General features: G+C 59.2%; 23 protein-coding genes. 22 read left to right on the top strand and 1 reads right to left on the bottom strand.

Annotated elements, in window-relative coordinates:
• Positions 1 to 5 precede the first annotated feature (5 nt).
• The 22 genes from PGW49_RS02315 (at position 6) to PGW49_RS02210 (ending at position 13901) form a co-directional block, all read left to right on the top strand.
• Entirely contained in the window at positions 6 to 1049 is a 1044-nt protein-coding gene (locus PGW49_RS02315) for an XdhC family protein (RefSeq protein ID WP_270225378.1), read from the top strand.
• A 311-nt stretch (positions 1050 to 1360) separates the two neighbouring features.
• On the top strand, positions 1361 to 1918 hold the full coding sequence (gene rplE / locus PGW49_RS02310) for a 50S ribosomal protein L5 (protein ID WP_006235260.1): 558 nt from the start codon (positions 1361 to 1363) through the stop codon (positions 1916 to 1918).
• A gap of 79 nt (positions 1919 to 1997) precedes the next feature.
• Positions 1998 to 2183, top strand: coding sequence for a type Z 30S ribosomal protein S14 (locus tag PGW49_RS02305; protein WP_022094280.1), 186 nt, complete (start codon positions 1998 to 2000; stop codon positions 2181 to 2183).
• A 119-nt stretch (positions 2184 to 2302) separates the two neighbouring features.
• Positions 2303 to 2701 (top strand): 30S ribosomal protein S8, encoded by a 399-nt coding sequence (rpsH, locus tag PGW49_RS02300; RefSeq protein ID WP_006235262.1) that lies wholly within the window; start codon positions 2303 to 2305, stop codon positions 2699 to 2701.
• Between the two features lie 33 nt (positions 2702 to 2734).
• Complete coding sequence (gene rplF, locus PGW49_RS02295; RefSeq protein ID WP_006235263.1) at positions 2735 to 3271, top strand: 50S ribosomal protein L6; 537 nt, start codon at positions 2735 to 2737, stop codon at positions 3269 to 3271.
• A 75-nt stretch (positions 3272 to 3346) separates the two neighbouring features.
• The gene (gene rplR / locus PGW49_RS02290; RefSeq protein WP_006235264.1) at positions 3347 to 3715 is read left to right on the top strand and encodes a 50S ribosomal protein L18; all 369 of its coding nucleotides are present in this window, start codon (positions 3347 to 3349) and stop codon (positions 3713 to 3715) included.
• 14 nt (positions 3716 to 3729) lie between these two features.
• Complete coding sequence (rpsE, locus tag PGW49_RS02285; RefSeq protein WP_006235265.1) at positions 3730 to 4254, top strand: 30S ribosomal protein S5; 525 nt, start codon at positions 3730 to 3732, stop codon at positions 4252 to 4254.
• A gap of 2 nt (positions 4255 to 4256) precedes the next feature.
• A complete protein-coding gene (rpmD, locus tag PGW49_RS02280) occupies positions 4257 to 4439 on the top strand; it encodes a 50S ribosomal protein L30 (protein WP_006235266.1) in 183 nt (60 codons plus the stop codon).
• 3 nt (positions 4440 to 4442) lie between these two features.
• Entirely contained in the window at positions 4443 to 4892 is a 450-nt protein-coding gene (gene rplO / locus PGW49_RS02275) for a 50S ribosomal protein L15 (RefSeq protein ID WP_006235267.1), read from the top strand.
• Positions 4886 to 6172, top strand: a complete 1287-nt coding sequence (gene secY / locus PGW49_RS02270) for a preprotein translocase subunit SecY (RefSeq protein WP_195544484.1) — start codon at positions 4886 to 4888, stop codon at positions 6170 to 6172. The genes rplO and secY overlap by 7 nt, the downstream gene beginning before the upstream one ends.
• 18 nt (positions 6173 to 6190) lie before the next feature.
• Positions 6191 to 6817 carry an adenylate kinase gene (locus PGW49_RS02265; protein ID WP_006235269.1) on the top strand — a complete coding sequence of 209 codons (627 nt, stop codon included), beginning with the start codon at positions 6191 to 6193 and terminating at the stop codon, positions 6815 to 6817.
• On the top strand, positions 6814 to 7602 hold the full coding sequence (gene map, locus PGW49_RS02260; RefSeq protein ID WP_006235270.1) for a type I methionyl aminopeptidase: 789 nt from the start codon (positions 6814 to 6816) through the stop codon (positions 7600 to 7602). The genes PGW49_RS02265 and map overlap by 4 nt, the downstream gene beginning before the upstream one ends.
• Positions 7603 to 7833: 231 nt before the next feature.
• Positions 7834 to 8052 (top strand): translation initiation factor IF-1, encoded by a 219-nt coding sequence (gene infA / locus PGW49_RS02255; protein WP_035137443.1) that lies wholly within the window; start codon positions 7834 to 7836, stop codon positions 8050 to 8052.
• 150 nt (positions 8053 to 8202) lie between these two features.
• On the top strand, positions 8203 to 8316 hold the full coding sequence (gene rpmJ / locus PGW49_RS02250) for a 50S ribosomal protein L36 (RefSeq protein WP_006363204.1): 114 nt from the start codon (positions 8203 to 8205) through the stop codon (positions 8314 to 8316).
• A gap of 14 nt (positions 8317 to 8330) precedes the next feature.
• Positions 8331 to 8705: a 30S ribosomal protein S13 gene (gene rpsM / locus PGW49_RS02245; RefSeq protein WP_022094275.1), complete on the top strand. Its 375-nt coding sequence runs from the start codon at positions 8331 to 8333 to the stop codon at positions 8703 to 8705.
• A 14-nt stretch (positions 8706 to 8719) separates the two neighbouring features.
• A complete protein-coding gene (gene rpsK, locus PGW49_RS02240; RefSeq protein WP_006235274.1) occupies positions 8720 to 9124 on the top strand; it encodes a 30S ribosomal protein S11 in 405 nt (134 codons plus the stop codon).
• 19 nt (positions 9125 to 9143) lie between these two features.
• Positions 9144 to 9740, top strand: a complete 597-nt coding sequence (gene rpsD, locus PGW49_RS02235; protein WP_006235275.1) for a 30S ribosomal protein S4 — start codon at positions 9144 to 9146, stop codon at positions 9738 to 9740.
• A gap of 32 nt (positions 9741 to 9772) precedes the next feature.
• Positions 9773 to 10714, top strand: a complete 942-nt coding sequence (locus PGW49_RS02230) for a DNA-directed RNA polymerase subunit alpha (protein WP_006235276.1) — start codon at positions 9773 to 9775, stop codon at positions 10712 to 10714.
• 30 nt (positions 10715 to 10744) lie between these two features.
• Positions 10745 to 11212 (top strand): 50S ribosomal protein L17, encoded by a 468-nt coding sequence (gene rplQ / locus PGW49_RS02225; RefSeq protein ID WP_055287451.1) that lies wholly within the window; start codon positions 10745 to 10747, stop codon positions 11210 to 11212.
• A 92-nt stretch (positions 11213 to 11304) separates the two neighbouring features.
• Complete coding sequence (gene truA / locus PGW49_RS02220; RefSeq protein WP_055287449.1) at positions 11305 to 12129, top strand: tRNA pseudouridine(38-40) synthase TruA; 825 nt, start codon at positions 11305 to 11307, stop codon at positions 12127 to 12129.
• Positions 12130 to 12332: 203 nt separating this feature from the next.
• A complete protein-coding gene (locus PGW49_RS02215; protein ID WP_138375096.1) occupies positions 12333 to 13331 on the top strand; it encodes a glycosyltransferase family 2 protein in 999 nt (332 codons plus the stop codon).
• A gap of 132 nt (positions 13332 to 13463) precedes the next feature.
• A complete protein-coding gene (locus PGW49_RS02210; RefSeq protein ID WP_006235280.1) occupies positions 13464 to 13901 on the top strand; it encodes an arginine repressor in 438 nt (145 codons plus the stop codon).
• 189 nt (positions 13902 to 14090) lie between these two features.
• Here PGW49_RS02210 and PGW49_RS02205 read toward each other — a convergent pair whose 3' ends face one another.
• Positions 14091 to 16307: a transglycosylase domain-containing protein gene (locus PGW49_RS02205; RefSeq protein WP_270225361.1), complete on the bottom strand. Its 2217-nt coding sequence runs from the start codon at positions 16305 to 16307 to the stop codon at positions 14091 to 14093.
• Between the last annotated feature and the right edge of the window lie 10 nt (positions 16308 to 16317).

The following is a 16317-nucleotide window of genomic DNA, read 5'->3' as shown; positions in this document are numbered from 1 at the left end:
TTGCAATGGAAAAGCTCGATGTGGTGAATGCTGCGCTTGATGCACTGAAGGCCGGTAAGACGTGCGAGCTGGTGGTCGTGGCCGGTACGGCGGGGTCGTCACCGCGCGGTGTGGGCGCCTGGATGACTGTCTTTGCCGACGGTAGCCAGGCGGGCACCATCGGTGGCGGCAAGATCGAGCTCTTTGCGCTCGATGAGGCGCGCGAGCTGCTGGCCGCGGGGCAGTCGCGTCTGGTCCGCTACACCATGGGCGGCGAGAACTCCGATACCGGCATGATCTGCGGCGGAGCCATCTGCCTGTGCTATCTGCATCTGGACGCGACCAAGGCACCGTTGTTCCAGTCGGTTGCCGACGTCTTGGCGTATCGACGCATCGGCGACTTCGTCATCGACTTTGAGCCGTTTATCGCAAGCGCGCTCGAAGGCGATGTTGCCGAATATCATGGCGAGGCATCGCGCCATACCATTGCCGGCTGCCCCGAGCTTTCGCTGGTGGAGGAGGGGAGTAAGGTTACTTACACCAACGCCGCCTCCGAGATTCCCCCGGCGCACATCGAGACGCTCTGCCCCGAGGGCCTAACCTATATCTTTGGCTGCGGCCACGTGGGCGCTGCGACGGCACGGGTGCTCACGGCGGCGGGCTTTGCCGTCGTGGCGTGCGATGACCGCCCCGGCACGCTGACGCCCGAATGGGTGCCCGGTGTCTACGACCGTCGCCTGGTCGATTACAAGAATCTGGGCGAGCAGTGCCCCATCGGTCCGCGCGACTTGGTGGTCGTGGCCACGGCGGGTCACAAGTCCGATATCGACGTGGTGATTCAGGCCATGCGCGCCAAGCCTGCCTACCTGGGCTGTCTGGGTTCGCGCCGCAAGACGGCCTTTGTGCGTGCCCGCCTGGAGCAGGAAGGCTTTACGCAGGACCAGATCGACGAGCTGCACCTTCCGATCGGCGTTGCCATCGAGGCCGAGGACCCCGAGGAGATCGCCATCTCCATTGCCGCCGAGATGATCCACCTGCGCCGCACCAAACTCGTTCCCCGCAAGCGCTAATCGCATCCCCACCAATAAGTTGCGGTGAAATACGGACTGTTTAAGCCTGTTAGGCCGCCAAACAGTCCCTATTTCACCGCAACTGCTTTTTGGGATCCATTTGTGCGGGGGAGTTGTGGAGTTGTGCAGGCAGACGAGGTTTTTCTGGAAATACGCTCCCGATGCGCGTATAGTACCGATTGTTTTGTCGGCTCCTGCTGCGTCGAGTCCAAACCGCAAAATGCCATGAGCGGCGCGGATGCAGCCAGGAGGCACGAGGACAACCCATCGTGGCCACGCCCCGTGCTTAAAACCCCAAGAAGGAGTGAACAATGGCAGAAGAGAAGTATGTGCCGCGTCTGAAGACCAAGTACAACAACGAGGTCAAGCAGCAGCTTCAGGACAAGTTCCAGTACGAGAACGTCATGATGATCCCCAAGTTTGAGAAGATCGTCGTGAACATGGGTGTCGGCGAGGCCGCTACCGATTCCAAGGCCATCGACGGTGCCGTGCGCGACCTGCGCGCCATCACCGGCCAGCAGCCGATGATCACCCGTGCCCGCAAGTCCATCGCTACCTTCCGCCTGCGCGCTGGTATGCCGATCGGCTGCAAGGTTACCCTGCGTGGCGACCGTATGTGGGAGTTCTTCGATCGTCTGACCTCCGTCGCGATCCCCCGTATCCGCGACTTCCGCGGCATCTCCGCCAAGAGCTTCGACGGCCGTGGTAACTTCTCCATGGGCGTCACCGAGCAGCTCATCTTCCCCGAGATCGACTTCGACTCCGTCGATCACCAGCGTGGTATGGACATCACTTTCGTGACCACCGCCAACACCGATGAGGAGGCCAAGGCCCTTCTGGACGCCTTCGGTTTCCCGTTCAAGAAATAGGTTCACCTGCCCTATAAGCGCCGTTCCCACAAGGGGGCGGCGCTTGGGGCGAACAATACTCTATGTGAGGAGGATATAAGTGGCTAAGACATCGATGATCGTCAAGTGCAATCGCAAGCAGAAGTTCTCTACTCGTGAGTACACGCGCTGCCAGCGCTGCGGCCGTCCGCACTCTGTGTACCGCAAGTTCGGCCTGTGCCGTGTCTGCTTCCGCGAGCTTGCACTCAAGGGCGAGCTTCCCGGCGTTAAGAAGGCCAGCTGGTAAGTCACTACCAGCGTTTCAAGCATCAGTTTGGAACAGGGAAAACGCGCTAAAAAGGCTTTGCCGTTAAGGGCGGCGAAGAACCAAGAGCACGTGTTCATCAAGAACGAAGGAGAATCTGTATGAACCTTACAGACCCGATCGCAGATATGCTTACGCGCATCCGTAACGCTAACTCTGTGAACAAGGCCACGGTCTCCATGCCGAGCAGCAAGAAGCTCGTCGAGATCGCTCGTGTTCTGCACGAGGAGGGCTACATCGAGGGCTACGATGTCGAGGACACCGTTCCCCAGAAGACTCTGCACATCACGCTTAAGTATGGTCCCAAGAAGGCTAAGGTCATCAACGGCATCCGCCGCATTTCCAAGCCGGGCCTGCGTAAGTACACCGGCGTTGCCGACATGCCCCGCGTCCGCGGTGGCCTTGGTACCGCCATTATTTCCACCAGCCATGGCGTCATGACCGACCGCGATGCTCGCAAGCACAACGTCGGCGGCGAGATCATCGCTTACGTCTGGTAATTCGCTCGGTAGGTAGAAGGAAAGGAGATCACCGTGTCTCGTATCGGTAATAAGCCTGTCCAGATTCCCGCCGGAGTCGAAGTGGCAGTCAACGGCAACAACGTTGTCGTCAAGGGCCCCAAGGGCCAGCTCGAGCTCGATGTCTTTGAGAAGCTCGCTATCAACGTCGAGGACAACGTCCTCACCGTTTCCCGTCCCGACGACGAGCGTGAGACCCGTGCCCGCCACGGCCTCACCCGCGCCCTCATCCACAACATGGTTGTTGGCGTTTCCGAGGGCTTCGAGAAGAAGCTCGAGCTCGCCGGCGTCGGTTACCGCGTGCAGCAGAAGGGCAAGAACCTCGAGTTCTCCCTGGGCTTCTCGCACCCCGTGATCGTCGAGGCTCCCGAGGGCATCACCTTCGAGGTTCCCGACAACACCCACGTGAACGTCAAGGGTATCAACAAGCAGCAGGTCGGTCAGATTGCCGCTGAGATCCGCGGCCATCGTCCTCCCGAGCCTTACAAGGGCAAGGGTATCCACTACGTTGGCGAGCACATCCGCCGCAAGCTGGGTAAGGCCGCCAAGTAGTCGTAACCGACTCACTCGCATAAGACCAGCACCCCGTCAGGTGCTGGCAAGATCAACCTTTTTAGGAGTTTACGTATGAACAAGCATAAGGCGAAGCTGGAAGGCCTCAAGCGTCGTCAGCGTCGTGTTCGCGGCAAGGTCTCGGGTACCTCCGAGCGTCCGCGTCTTCGCGTGACCCGTACTAACGCCAACATCTATGCCCAGATCATCGACGACAGCAAGGGCTCCAGCCTGACGCTCGTCTCTGCCTCGACCCTCGAGGCCGAGTTCAAGGGCACCCACACCTCGAACAAGGAGGCTGCGGAGAAGGTCGGTCAGCTCGTTGGCAAGCGCGCCATCGAGGCCGGCATCACCAAGGTCGCCTTCGATCGCGGTGGCCGTATCTACCATGGCCGCGTCAAGGCCCTCGCCGACGGTGCTCGTGCCGCCGGTCTCGAGTTCTAGGAGGTATGTAGCACATGGCTCGTAATCAGAAGCAGCAGCGCGAGGCCTCCGAGTTCGAGGAGCGCGTCGTTTACATCAACCGCGTGTCGAAGACCGTCAAGGGTGGTCGTCGCATGAGCCTCGTCGCTCTCGTCGTCGTTGGCGACGGCAAGGGCAACGTCGGCGTTGGCATGGGCAAGTCCGCTGAGGTGCCCATGGCCATCTCCAAGGCATCTCTCGATGCCAAGAAGAACATGTTCCACGTGCCGGTGACCGAGCAGGGCACCATCCCGCACGAGGTTCTCGGCCACTTTGGTGCCGGCCGCATCATCATCAAGCCCGCTGTCGAGGGTACCGGCGTTATCGCCGGCGGCGCTGTGCGTCCCCTCTTTGAGCTTGCTGGCATCAAGAACGTCCTGTCCAAGTCCCTCGGTACCGACAACGGCCTCAACATCATCAAGGCTGCCGTCGAGGGCCTCAAGGAGCTCTCCAGCCCTGAGGACGTCGCGGCTCGCCGTGGCCTGACGGTCTCCGAGATGTTCGTCGGTAAGGAGAACTAAGCATGGCTGACACCATCAAGATCAAGCAGGTCCGCAGCACCAACGGTTGCAAGCAGGACCAGGTCCGTACTGTCCGTGCCCTCGGTCTCCACAGGATCCGCGAGGTTCGCGAGATTGCTGACAACGAGTCCGTCCGCGGCATGATCTTCAAGGTCAAGCACCTTGTCGAGATTGTAGAGGAGTAGCAAATGCAGCTTCACGATCTTACTCCCGCGCCCGGTTCCACCAAGAACCGCAAGCGCGTCGGCCGTGGCAATTCTTCGGGTCACGGCACCACTTCTGGCCGCGGTCAGAAGGGCCAGGGTTCCCGCTCTGGCGGCACCAAGGGTGCCGGCTTCGAGGGTGGCCAGACTCCGCTGGCCATGCGCCTGCCCAAGCTTCCGGGCTTCCGCAACCCCCGTCGTATCGAGTACACCGCTGTTAACGTTGAGCGTCTCGAGCGCAAGTTCGAGGACGGCGCTGTGATCGACGGTGCCGCTCTTAAGGCCGCTCGCATCACCAAGAGCGAGTTCGAGCCCGTCAAGGTGCTCGGCAATGGTGAGCTCACCAAGAAGTTCACGGTCAAGGTCGACAAGGTCAGCGCTTCTGCGCAGGCCAAGATCGAGGCCGCCGGCGGAAAGGTCGAGCTGCCGTGCTAAATGGTCTTAAGAATGCTTTCCGCATCAAAGAATTGCGCGAAAAGATTCTTTTTACCATAGCTATGCTCGTCGTGTACCGCATTGGTGCGCACGTTCCTGTGCCCGGCATTCCCTTCCAGGGGATGCTGGGCCTTTTCTCGACCGATAACAATTCGGTCGCCGCAGGTGCTATGGCCCTCCTGAATCTTTTCTCTGGCGGCGCGTTGAGCTATGTGTCGGTGTTTTCGCTGGGCATCATGCCTTACATCACCAGCTCGATCATCCTCCAGATGCTCCAGGCCGTCGTGCCTTCCCTGCATGAGCTTGCCCGCGAGGGCGAGGTCGGTCAGACCAAGATTACGCAGTATTCGCGTTACCTCACCCTGGCTCTGGCAATCCTCAACTCCGTGGGTTACCTCTTCCTCTTTAAGAGCTTCGGCATCAGCTTCAATGGCGCCGGCGCTCCCGAGATCATCTTCGACCTCATGATCGTCGGTACGCTCACCGCGGGCGCCATGCTGATCATGTGGATTGGTGAGCTCATCACCCAGCGCGGTATCGGCAATGGCATGTCGCTGATCATCTTCGCGAACATCATGGCCGGTCTGCCGCAGGCTATCTTCTCCAGCACCGAGGGCAATGCCGGTGGCATCATCACCATGGTGATCATCTGCGCCATCATCCTGCTGGTTATCCCGCTGATTGTTTTCCTTGAGCGCGGCCAGCGCCGCATCCCGGTCTCCTACGCTAAGCGCGTCGTGGGCCGTCGCATGATGGGTGGCCAGACCACCTACCTGCCCATCAAGGTCAACACCGCGGGTGTCGTGCCGATCATCTTCGCTTCGGCGCTGCTGTACTTCCCGGCTCAGATTGCCGTGTTCTTCCCCGGCATCGGCTGGATTCAGGCAGTTGCCTCCGCGCTTTCGACCGGTTGGCTCAACTGGGTGCTTAACGTTGTCCTCATCGTGTTCTTCGCGTACTTCTACACCTCCATGGTGTTCAACCCCGATGAAACGGCCGATAACCTTAAGAAGCAGGGCGGCTTTATTCCGGGCGTCCGTCCGGGTAGGGCTACCGCGGCCTACATCAAGAACGCGCTCAACAAGATCACGCTTCCCAGCGCTGTCTTTTTGGCGCTCATCGCCATCGTGCCTTCGATCATCTTCTCCTTCACGGGTAACCATCTGATCCAGGCATTTGGCGGCACGTCCATCCTCATCATGGTCGGCGTCGTGCTCGACACGGTCGATAAGCTCGAAGGCCAGATCAAGATGTATGATTACGATGGATTCTTTAAATAGGCTAGAGGAGGATTGCTCATGAATCTCGTATTGCTCGGAGCTCCGGGTGCCGGTAAGGGCACCGTCGCACAGGAGCTCGTCGCCGAGTTTGGCGTCGCCCACATTTCCACGGGCGACCTGCTGCGTGCTGCCGTCAAGGGTGGCACCGAGCTGGGTATTCAGGCTAAGAAGTACATGGACGCTGGCGAGCTCGTTCCCGACCAGCTCGTGATCGACCTTGTCAAGGAGCGCCTTGCCGCCGATGACGCCCAGCAGGGTTTCATCCTCGACGGCTTCCCGCGCAACACCGCCCAGGCTGTGACGCTCGATTCCGAGCTCTCCGCCATGGGTCGCGAGATCGACTGCGCCCTTCTGGTCGATGTGGCCCCCGAGGTCATTATCGATCGTCTGTCTTCGCGTCGCACCTGCCGCGCATGCGGTTACACCGGCACCGCTGCCGATGCTACCTGCCCCAAGTGTGGCGGCGAGATGTATCAGCGCGACGACGACAAGCCCGAGACCATCAAGAACCGTCTCGACGTCTACGAGAAGTCCACGAGCCCGCTCGTCGACTACTATCGTGGCCAGGGTCTGCTCAAGTCGGTCAACGGTGACCAGGCTCGCGAGACCGTGTACGGGGATGTCAAAGAGGCTCTCGGTCTATGATCAAGATTAAGTCTGCAACGCAAATCGAGCAGATGAAGAAGGCAGGAGCGCTATCTAAGATGGCGCTCCGCCACGTTGGAGCCATGGTGCGCCCCGGCGTTTCCACCTTTGAGCTCGATCAGCTCGCGGAGCAGATTATCCGCATGCATGGCGGCACCCCGGCCTTTAAGGGTTACGGCGGGTTCCCGGGGACCATTTGCGCATCGATCAACGATGCCGTGGTCCACGGTATTCCCAACCCCGACATGATCCTGCGCGATGGCGATATCATCTCCATCGATACGGGAGCCGTTGTCGACGGTTGGGTCGGCGATAACGCTTGGACGTTTTTCGTCGGCACCCCCACGCCCGAAGCCAAGGCTTTGTGCGAGGTCACGCGCGATTGCCTTAAGGCAGCCATCGAGCAGGCTGTTCCCGGTAACCATATCGGGGACGTCGGTTATGCCGTTCAGTCCCTCGCCGAGTCTCACGGTTACGGTGTGCTTCGTGATTATGTAGGCCATGGCATTGGCCGCGTGATGCACGAGGACCCCAACGTTCCTAACTATGGAAAGAAGGGGAGGGGCGTTCGCCTCCAGGCCGGCATGGTCATTGCCATCGAGCCGATGGTTACGATGGGTTCCAACCATGTGAGCACGGGCTCCGACGGTTGGATTGTTACGACCAACGATCACCTGCCCGCCGCGCACTACGAGAACACCGTCGCCATTACCAATGACGGTCCGGTGATTCTCACCACGGATGCCCAAGGTGCTTGGTGCTCCCTCCAAGGCGGTGAAATGTAAAAGTCGTCGCCCCCTGATGCCCAACCTCGCCTTTCAATTTCGAAGGCATGACCCCAAGGTCTATGTCTTCTCATTTCAAGGCGATCTTGGGCATCAGGGAACGGCTTTGTTTTACATTTCAATGTAACAAGTTCCATTTAGTTGTGGAGCCATTACGAAGTTATTACGATGCGTGCATACGTGTTGTAGAATACTCAATCGCTGTCGTTTTCTAGAGAAAGATGATTGCTTGTGAAGAAGGAAGACGCAATTGAGCTCGAGGGTACGGTAAAGGAACCGTTGCCCAACGCCATGTTTAAGGTCGAGCTCGAGAACGGTCATTCGGTTCTGTGCAACATTTCTGGCAAGATCCGAATGAATTACATCCGTATTCTCCCCGGTGACAGGGTTGTCGTGGAGCTTTCCCCGTACGACCTGACCCGCGGCCGCATCACCTATCGCTACAAATAGCGGCACGCATACACGCACTCCATTTCCGACTGCAGGCTTAGCTCAACCTACGGTCGGATTGTGTGTGAAGACCAGCCATAGTTTTAAACGCCTGCGGCTGGGCGAGTAGATAGTAGGGAAGTAGTTTGAGCGCTACCGAAAGGAAGAACGATGAAGGTACGTCCTTCGGTCAAGAAGATGTGCGATAAGTGCAAAATCATTAGGCGCCATGGCAAGGTCCTCGTCATTTGCGAGAACCCCCGTCATAAGCAGCGTCAGGGTTAAGAGAGGAGACTACGTTGGCCCGTATTAATGGTGTCGACCTCCCGCGTGAGAAGCGCGTTGAGATCGGTCTGACCTACATTTACGGCATCGGCCGCACCACTGCGACGAAGATTTGCGTCGAGTGCAACGTTAACGTGGATACGCGCGTTAAGGACCTCACCGAGGATGAGGTTAACGCCATCCGCGATTATATCGATAAGAACCAGATCATGGTTGAGGGCGACCTCCGCCGTGAGCGCAACCAGAACGTCAAGCGCCTTATGGACATCGGCTGCAACCGCGGCCTTCGTCACCGCAAGGGCCTCCCGGTCCGCGGCCAGCGCACCCACACTAACGCTCGTACCCGCAAGGGCCCGAAGCGTCAGATCGGTGCTAAGAAGAAGAAATAAGGAGCGCTAGATAGATGGCTACTGCTAAGAAGAACGTTCGCGCTGCCCGTCTGAAGCGCGCGGACCGTAAGAACATTTCCGTGGGCCAGGCTCACATTCGTTCTACGTTCAACAACACGATCGTTTCGATCACCGATCCCCAGGGCAACGTCATTTCCTGGAAGTCGGCTGGCCAGGTGGGCTTCAAGGGCTCCCGTAAGTCCACGCCGTTCGCTGCCCAGATGGCTGCCGAGGCTGCTGCCAAGCAGGCCATGGAGCACGGTATGAAGAAGGTTTCCGTCTTCGTCAAGGGCCCCGGCTCCGGTCGTGAGACCGCCATCCGCTCCCTCCAGGCTGCTGGCCTCGAGGTCTCGAGCATCCAGGACAAGACCCCCATTCCGCACAACGGCTGCCGCCCCAAGAAGCGTCGCCGCGTGTAACTGAAAGGATCGTATCAATATGGCAATCGACAGGACTCCTGTTCTTAAGCGCTGCCGTCAGCTCGGGATCGATCCCGCTGAGCTCGGTTACAGCAGCAAGAAGGAATCTATCCGTCAGCCCAAGCGCCGTCGCAAGGAATCTGAGTACGGCATGCAGCTGCGCGAGAAGCAGAAGGTCAAGTTCATCTATGGCGTTCTGGAGAAGCAGTTCCACGGCTACTTCAACAAGGCCCGTAAGATGAACGGCGTCACCGGTGAGAACCTCATGATCATTCTTGAGTCTCGCCTCGACAACGTCGTCTTCCGTCTTGGCTTCGCCCGCACCCGCAAAGAGGCTCGTCAGTCCGTCCGTCACGGTCACTTCACCGTGAACGGCAAGCGCGTGGACATCCCGTCCTACCGCGTCAAGGCCGGCGACGTCGTCGCTGTCGGCGAGAAGTTCCGTGACCTCCTCCCCATCAAGGAGGCCCTGATTTCCTCCGAGCGCTTTGAGGTCCCTGGCTGGCTCGAGGTCGATATCGAGAAGCTGTCTGGTAACGTGCTCGCTCTGCCGACGCGTGAGCAGATCAGCGGTGATATCAACGAGCAGCTCATCGTCGAGCTCTACTCTAAGTAGTCCATCCGGGCTGCTGAGGCTGGAGGTAATACATGTCAGAATTCATTAGGCCTCAGGTTCAGGTCGAAGAGATCAACGAGACGTCTGCTCGTGTCTCCGTCGAGCCGCTCGAGCGTGGTTACGGCGATACGCTGGGTAACTCCCTTCGTCGCGTTCTTCTGTCCTCGCTCGAGGGTGCCGCCGTCGAGGCTATTCAGATCGATGGTGCGCAGCACGAGTTCATGACCATCCCTAACATGGTCGAGGATGTCACCGACATCGTCCTGAATGTCAAGGGTCTTGTCTTCAGGGCTCTCGGCACGACCGACGAGGCGACCGCCACCATCTCGGTTGACGGCCCCTGCGAGGTCACCGGTGCGGACTTCTTTATTCCGTCCGAGTTTGAGCTGGTCAACCCCGAGCAGCACATTGCTACGCTCACCGAGGGTGGCCATCTCACCATGAGCATGCGCATCGGCTATGGCCGCGGCTATGTTTCTGGCGAGGCCAACAAGCGCGACAACGATCCCATCGGTGTGATCCACGTCGACTCGCTGTACTCGCCGGTTTCCCGTTGCGCCAAGCTCGTTGAGGCTTGCCGTGTCGGTCAGCACACCGACTACGATCGCCTTGTCCTCGAGATCGAGACCAACGGCTCCATCGCCCCGCGCGACGCCGTGGTCCAGGCTGCCAATATCATCAACCAGCATATGGCCGCCTTTATGAACCTTGCCGAGACCCCCGAGGTCGAGGAGGAGGCTTCGATCTTCGCTCCCGAGGTCACCAACGACAACGCCGAGCTGGACAAGCAGATCGAGGATCTGGACCTTTCCGTCCGTTCCTACAACTGCCTTAAGCGCGCCAGCATTCACTCGGTCCGTCAGCTCGTTGAGTTCTCGGAGAACGATCTGCTCAACATCCGTAACTTCGGTGTTAAGTCGATCGAGGAAGTGAAGGACAAGCTTGAGTCCATGGGCCTGAGCCTGAAGGCTTAATGCTTCGCATATTTGAGGAGAAACTAGACCATGCGTCACAACGTTAAGAAGGGCCTGAAGCTCGGCACCGATGCGAGCCACACCAAGGCCATGAAGAAGAGCCTTGCTAAGGCCCTCTTCGAGAACGACCGCATCAAGACCACCGAGACCCGCGCTAAAGCGCTGCGTTCGGTCGTCGATCCGATCATCACTTGGGCCAAGAAGGGCGACCTGCACTCTCGTCGTCTGGCTATCGCCAAGCTCGGCGATAAGCAGCTCGTTGCCGAGATCTTCGACAAGGCTGCCCAGGGTATGTGGCAGGATCGCAACGGCGGTTATACCCGCATCATGAAGCTCGGTAACCGCAAGGGCGACAACGCTCCCATCGTTATCATGGAGCTCGTCACCGAGCCTTGCACGCCTAAGGCCAAGAAGGCTGCTCCGGCCCCCAAGAAGGCCGCTGCTCCCAAGAAGGTCGAGGCTGCCGAGGAGGCTCCTGCTGAGGAGACCGCTGAGTAGACAATCCGTCTGCATAGGCTATATTCGAGGGGTACGTTCGCGTACCCCTCTTTTTTTGTCGAAATGCCATTGCCTGTTTGTTGGGAGCGCCCATGACCGCGCCGTCTGATTTCAATTCGATTCCAGAGCTCGATGCCACGCTCGTTTTCCGCGTGGCATACGATGGCTCGTCCTATAGCGGCTTTGCCGAGCAGCCGGGACAGACGACGGTTGCGGGTGAGCTGCGTCGAGCCATCGAGACGCTGCTTCGCCGTCCGATCGATCTGACGTGCGCGGGTCGCACCGATGCCGGCGTGCATGCCGTGGCTCAGTACATCAGCGTGCCCGTAACGGACGCTGAGCTCGCCCTAACGCGCCGTAGGTGGCTGCGGGCTATGGATGCCCTGCTGCCCAAAGATATCGCCATCAACGAGGTCTACAAGGCCCGTAAAGGCTTTTCTGCACGTTTTGACGCGCGTTCCCGTACGTATACGTACCGTATTGCCGATCGAGATGCGCGCCCCGTGCTGTCCCGCGGTGCGGTGTGGTGGCATCGCTATCCCTTGGATGTTGAGGCTATGTCTGCTGCCTGCCCCGCGCTGCTGGGCGAGCAGGACTTTAAAAGCTTTTGCAAGGTTGCTTCTGCCGTGGGCAAACCTACGCACCGCTGCGTAATGCGCGCCGAGTTTGGCCATGAGGTTGCGTTTGGCGAGGACATCCTGACGTTTACCATCGAGGGCAATGCGTTTCTGCATTCGATGGTCCGTACGATCGTTGGCACGCTTGTCGCGATTGGCATGCATCGCCGTGAACCCGAGTGGATGCGCGAGGTCATCGATGCTTGCGACCGTACCGCTGCGGGCCCCACGGCTCCTGCCTGCGGCCTTACGTTTATGGGCGTGGATTACGATCCCGCCGAGCTCGTCGTGCTCGACTAGGGGAGGGCTCGACGCGTCGTGCGTCGACACCCATTATCTGTGGGCTGCGCGTGTGCAACATCTGTTCTTGGCGTGCAATACAACCGGTGTCTCATTGCTTTTATTGCCGGGGTGTACCATGAACCACGGTTTGATTCATTGCTGTCGAGAGGACGGATAACTTGGTTCGACGTGGCTCGCATCCGCGACTTTCGGTGATCCTTGTGGTAGAAGGTTCGCCCAGCTATGCGATGCGTGCGCTCGAGAGTATCCAGAACCAAGACCTCTACGATTTGCAGATTGTCGTTGTCTGCCGCGATGCTGCGCCCGGTGTGCGCCATTCGCTTCAAGTTGCTGCCGACAGGGACATCCATATTGATTTGATTGACGTCGAGGACGCGAAGCGCGGCGCTTGCCTTCGTGCCGGTTTTGCTGTCTCGCGCGGCTCTCAAATCATCGCTATGAACGCCGATGAGTGGTTTGCTCCGCAGTCCCTTTCCAAGATGGTCGATATCGCGTGCGATACTGCGGCAGACATAGTGTTCCCCACGGTGTCGCTCGACCGCTATGATGCACATCGAGAACGCCATTCGCGCGTCTTGGATGCTGCCTCTATTGCCATAGAAGACGAGTCTTCTATGGTGACTGGGCTGCCCCAGTTGATTTTGGGCGGCCTAGTCGCTCAGACCTCTGGCGTGATGTATAGCCGTCCGCTGTTTGAGGCATGCCTGTCGCGCGGCAAGGCGTACCGTACGGTTGAGTTTATGGCTTATGCGCTCTCGCAGGCACGATTCGTGTCCGGCTGCGGCGACGCTTGTTTCCACGCGGTGGCACCTAAGCTTACAGATGCCTTTGATCCCACCATGTATGCCAGGATATCCGATGACACTCGAGCGCTCGACGAGCTTGCGGACTCACTCTCGGAAGCAGATAGCGGTGGTCGGCTCAAGCTGGCAAGCCAAAAGTTCTACTTTGCCGGACTGGTCGCCTGCATCGAGAATTTGTGTCTTAGCCCGCATGGAGTGTCGTCAATCGAGCGTTCCGCCCGCATGCGTGATATGCTCGAGGCGCCTCGAACCCGTCAGATGGTCGCCGCGCTCAAGGATAACCATCGGGGACTCGGTTTGTTGTTTGGGCCGATCGCCAGCGCCAAGCCCGCGCGCTGCGTGATGTGTACGCATCTGGCAGCTTTTCTTAACCGGACGGGCGCAAAAACCGCCTAAACGGCTCATTTCGAAACAAATTTGCATAGAATTGTTTCGAAATGCGTTCTTATACACAAAAGCCTTCAAATAGCGTTAAACTATTCAGTCACTGATTGATTGTCTCCGCCATCTTTTGGAGAGAGGGTTTGTATGGCTAAAAAACGCAATGGGCGCCAGGATGCCATTAGAGATATTGTGCGCAATAAGGACGTCCGCACGCAGCGCGTGCTGGTCGATGAGCTCCGCGCTATGGGCTTTGATTGCACGCAGGCGACTGTCTCTCGCGATATTGCCGATATGGGGCTGCGTAAGCTCCCCGAGGGTATCTATGTTCTGGCAGAGGACCTGCACCTGCAGCGTATGGTTTCCGAGCTCGTAACGGGCGTTCTGCGCACCGATAATCTGGTTATGATCAAGGCTCAGCCTGGTACGGCTTCCGGCATCGCCGCCGCCGTTGATGCGGCAGAGTTGCCCGATGTGCTTGGCTCGCTTGCCGGCAACGATACGATTTTGGTTATTGCCCAGACGGCCGAGGACGGCGAGCGTCTCGAGGCGCTGATCAATAAGCTGAGCAATTCTCGCAAGTAGGCGTGCGGGTCGTGCGCTCGGCACTGTGTGCGTGACATGGTGGCTTGTAAGGGGGTATCGACGTTGGTCGGTACCCCCTATATTGTTTGCCGGTATAAAGGCCGTCCACCAGGTCGCTTTAAACTAAAAGGCCCCCGAGCACTTTAATAAGCTGCTCGGGGGCCTTGTTGCTAATGGCCGGATGAATTTCTAGCCAACCGTATCGTCAGGCGTGGGCGAGGGGTCGGGAGTGGGTGTAGGCGTAGGCGTAGGCGTAGGCGTAGGCGTAGGCGTGCCGCCATCGCCGCCGGTCGAACCACCAGTGGAGCCGCCCGTCGAGCCACCGGTCGTACCGGTGCCGCCGGTGGTGTCGCCGCCCGTGGTCTCGGTGGTCGTGGTCGTCGTGGTAGTCGTTGTGGTGGTTTCCTCTTCGTCCTCGTTCTCGTCCTTGTCGTCGTTCTCCGTCTTCTTGGTGTTGTTAGTGCCGTAGAACTTCCAGACGCTGTTGTTCTTGTAGGTGGGCGCCGTTCCGGTCGCAAACTCCTCGCGCTCGGTACCGGTCAGAACGGTGTTCATAAACCGCTTAAAGACAGGCAGGTTGGTGCTGTCGCCCAGCAGGTCTGTGCCGTATTTTTGGATGGGAATCTCGCCCGCGGAATAGCCGGTCCACAGGGCGCACGCCAGCTGCGGGGTATAGCCGCAGAACCACAGGTTGGTGGTGTTGTCGGTGGTGCCCGTCTTGCCGGCATAGGGCTGGTTGACGCTCAGGGCGCCGGCAGCACCCGTACCGCCGCCCTTCATGACGCCGGACAGAACATCGGTGACCGCGGCGGCCTCGCCCTCGGTAAGTACCTGTGAGGGATTGTCGGTGTGCTGGTACAGCACCGAACCGGTACGAGAGTCAATCTCGGTGATGGCGATCGGCTGGCGATAGTAGCCGCCGTTGGCAAACGTCGCGTAGGCGGCGGCCATCTCGAGCGGCGAGATCGAGCCGGTGCCGAGGGTCATGACGGGAACGTCCTCGATGTTGTCCTTGGCGGGATCGATGCCGAGCTTTTTGACGAGCGAGATGATCTTGCTGTTGCCGACGGCTTCCGCCACCTGGATGTAGCCGGTGTTGGAGGAGTATGCCGTCGCCTGCTTAAGCGTGATGTTGCCATAGCTATGGTTGGCGTAGTTTTGGACCTCGGTCGTGGTGCCCTTCGCCTTGAGCGGCGAGTTGCAGTTGAGGGTGACGTTGGGGTTCATGCCGTTTTGGATGGCAGTTGCCAGCGTAAAGGCCTTAAAGGTGGAGCCGACGGGACGCTTGGCCGTGGCATGGTTTACGTGGTTCTCGTCGGCGTTGTAATCGTAGCCGCCCACCATGCACTTGATGTAGCCGGTCTTGGGGTCGACGACGACCATGCCCATGTCCAGGCCGTCGAGCGAGAGCGTGTCGAGCTGCTCGCGAACGGCATTCTCTGCCACCTGCTGCATCGTGGGGTCGATGGTGGTCTTGACGGTCAGGCCGCCCTTAAAGAGCACGTCGGTCGAGAACTCCTGCTCCAGCAGCTGCTTAACATAGGCGACAAAGTAGGGCTGCGAGTATACGTCAACGCCGCTGCCCGAGATTTCGGTCACGTTGAGGGTGATGGGCTCGGCCTGTGCGGCATCGTGCTCCTCCTGCGTAATGTGGCCCAGGCGCAGCATGTTGTCGAGGACCTTGTTGCGACGGGACAGCGCCAGGTCGGGGTTGACCGTGGGGTCGTACTGCGAGGGCGAGTTGGGAAGGCCGATCAACAGCGCGGCCTCGCTCAGGGTGAGGTCTGCGGCGCTCTTGGACAGGTAGGTCTCGGCGGCGGCCTCAATACCGTAGGCGCCGTGACCGTAATAGATGGTGTTGAGGTACATCATGAGGATCTCGTCTTTGGAGTACATGTCCTCCATCTTTACGGCGATGTAGGCCTCGCGCACCTTACGCTCGATGGTCGAGTCGAACTGCTCCTCCTGCAGGATGGTGTTGCGCACCAGCTGCTGGGTGATAGTCGAGGCGCCTTCGTGCCCGCCGCCGAGGGTTGCCACCGCAGCACGCGCGATACCCCACAGGTCGATACCGCCGTGCTCGTAGAAGCGCTCGTCCTCGACGTCAACGGTGCCCTGTAGCACGTAGGGGGAGACCTTGTCCTTGGTGATGGACTTGCGGTTTTGCGTGTAGAAGCTCGCGATCTTGTTGCCGTTGCAGTCGACGATCTCGGTGGGCTCGCTCACCAGATACGCGTTGGCGTCGGTGTAGTCGGGCAGATCGGACAGCCAGCGGTTGACGTTGCCGACCATGCCGATGCCAAATGCCACGCCCGCAATCAGCAAAAAGCCCAAAAACGAGAGCAGGATTATGGGCAGGGCATGCGTCTTTGAACGGCTGCGTCCCTGTCGTTGGCGAGGACCCATATATTGACCT

It is taken from the genome of Collinsella aerofaciens (assembly GCF_027679495.1).
Classification (GTDB): Bacteria; Actinomycetota; Coriobacteriia; order Coriobacteriales; family Coriobacteriaceae; genus Collinsella; species Collinsella aerofaciens_AK.
Note: the sequence above shows the minus strand (reverse complement) of the source record. Positions and strands in the feature narration are given on the sequence as shown.

What these genes read in the sequence shown, in the direction of transcription:
- PGW49_RS02315 (WP_270225378.1), top strand. Translation starts at nt 6, where the DNA reads ATGGAAAAGCTCGATGTGGTGAATGCTGCGCTTGATGCACTGAAGGCC.
- rplE (WP_006235260.1), top strand. Translation starts at nt 1,361, where the DNA reads ATGGCAGAAGAGAAGTATGTGCCGCGTCTGAAGACCAAGTACAACAAC.
- rpsH (WP_006235262.1), top strand. Translation starts at nt 2,303, where the DNA reads ATGAACCTTACAGACCCGATCGCAGATATGCTTACGCGCATCCGTAAC.
- rplR (WP_006235264.1), top strand. Translation starts at nt 3,347, where the DNA reads ATGAACAAGCATAAGGCGAAGCTGGAAGGCCTCAAGCGTCGTCAGCGT.
- rpsE (WP_006235265.1), top strand. Translation starts at nt 3,730, where the DNA reads ATGGCTCGTAATCAGAAGCAGCAGCGCGAGGCCTCCGAGTTCGAGGAG.
- rpmD (WP_006235266.1), top strand. Translation starts at nt 4,257, where the DNA reads ATGGCTGACACCATCAAGATCAAGCAGGTCCGCAGCACCAACGGTTGC.
- rplO (WP_006235267.1), top strand. Translation starts at nt 4,443, where the DNA reads ATGCAGCTTCACGATCTTACTCCCGCGCCCGGTTCCACCAAGAACCGC.
- PGW49_RS02265 (WP_006235269.1), top strand. Translation starts at nt 6,191, where the DNA reads ATGAATCTCGTATTGCTCGGAGCTCCGGGTGCCGGTAAGGGCACCGTC.
- map (WP_006235270.1), top strand. Translation starts at nt 6,814, where the DNA reads ATGATCAAGATTAAGTCTGCAACGCAAATCGAGCAGATGAAGAAGGCA.
- rpmJ (WP_006363204.1), top strand. Translation starts at nt 8,203, where the DNA reads ATGAAGGTACGTCCTTCGGTCAAGAAGATGTGCGATAAGTGCAAAATC.
- rpsK (WP_006235274.1), top strand. Translation starts at nt 8,720, where the DNA reads ATGGCTACTGCTAAGAAGAACGTTCGCGCTGCCCGTCTGAAGCGCGCG.
- rpsD (WP_006235275.1), top strand. Translation starts at nt 9,144, where the DNA reads ATGGCAATCGACAGGACTCCTGTTCTTAAGCGCTGCCGTCAGCTCGGG.
- PGW49_RS02230 (WP_006235276.1), top strand. Translation starts at nt 9,773, where the DNA reads ATGTCAGAATTCATTAGGCCTCAGGTTCAGGTCGAAGAGATCAACGAG.
- rplQ (WP_055287451.1), top strand. Translation starts at nt 10,745, where the DNA reads ATGCGTCACAACGTTAAGAAGGGCCTGAAGCTCGGCACCGATGCGAGC.
- truA (WP_055287449.1), top strand. Translation starts at nt 11,305, where the DNA reads ATGACCGCGCCGTCTGATTTCAATTCGATTCCAGAGCTCGATGCCACG.
- PGW49_RS02210 (WP_006235280.1), top strand. Translation starts at nt 13,464, where the DNA reads ATGGCTAAAAAACGCAATGGGCGCCAGGATGCCATTAGAGATATTGTG.
- PGW49_RS02205 (WP_270225361.1), bottom strand. Translation starts at nt 16,307, where the DNA reads ATGGGTCCTCGCCAACGACAGGGACGCAGCCGTTCAAAGACGCATGCC.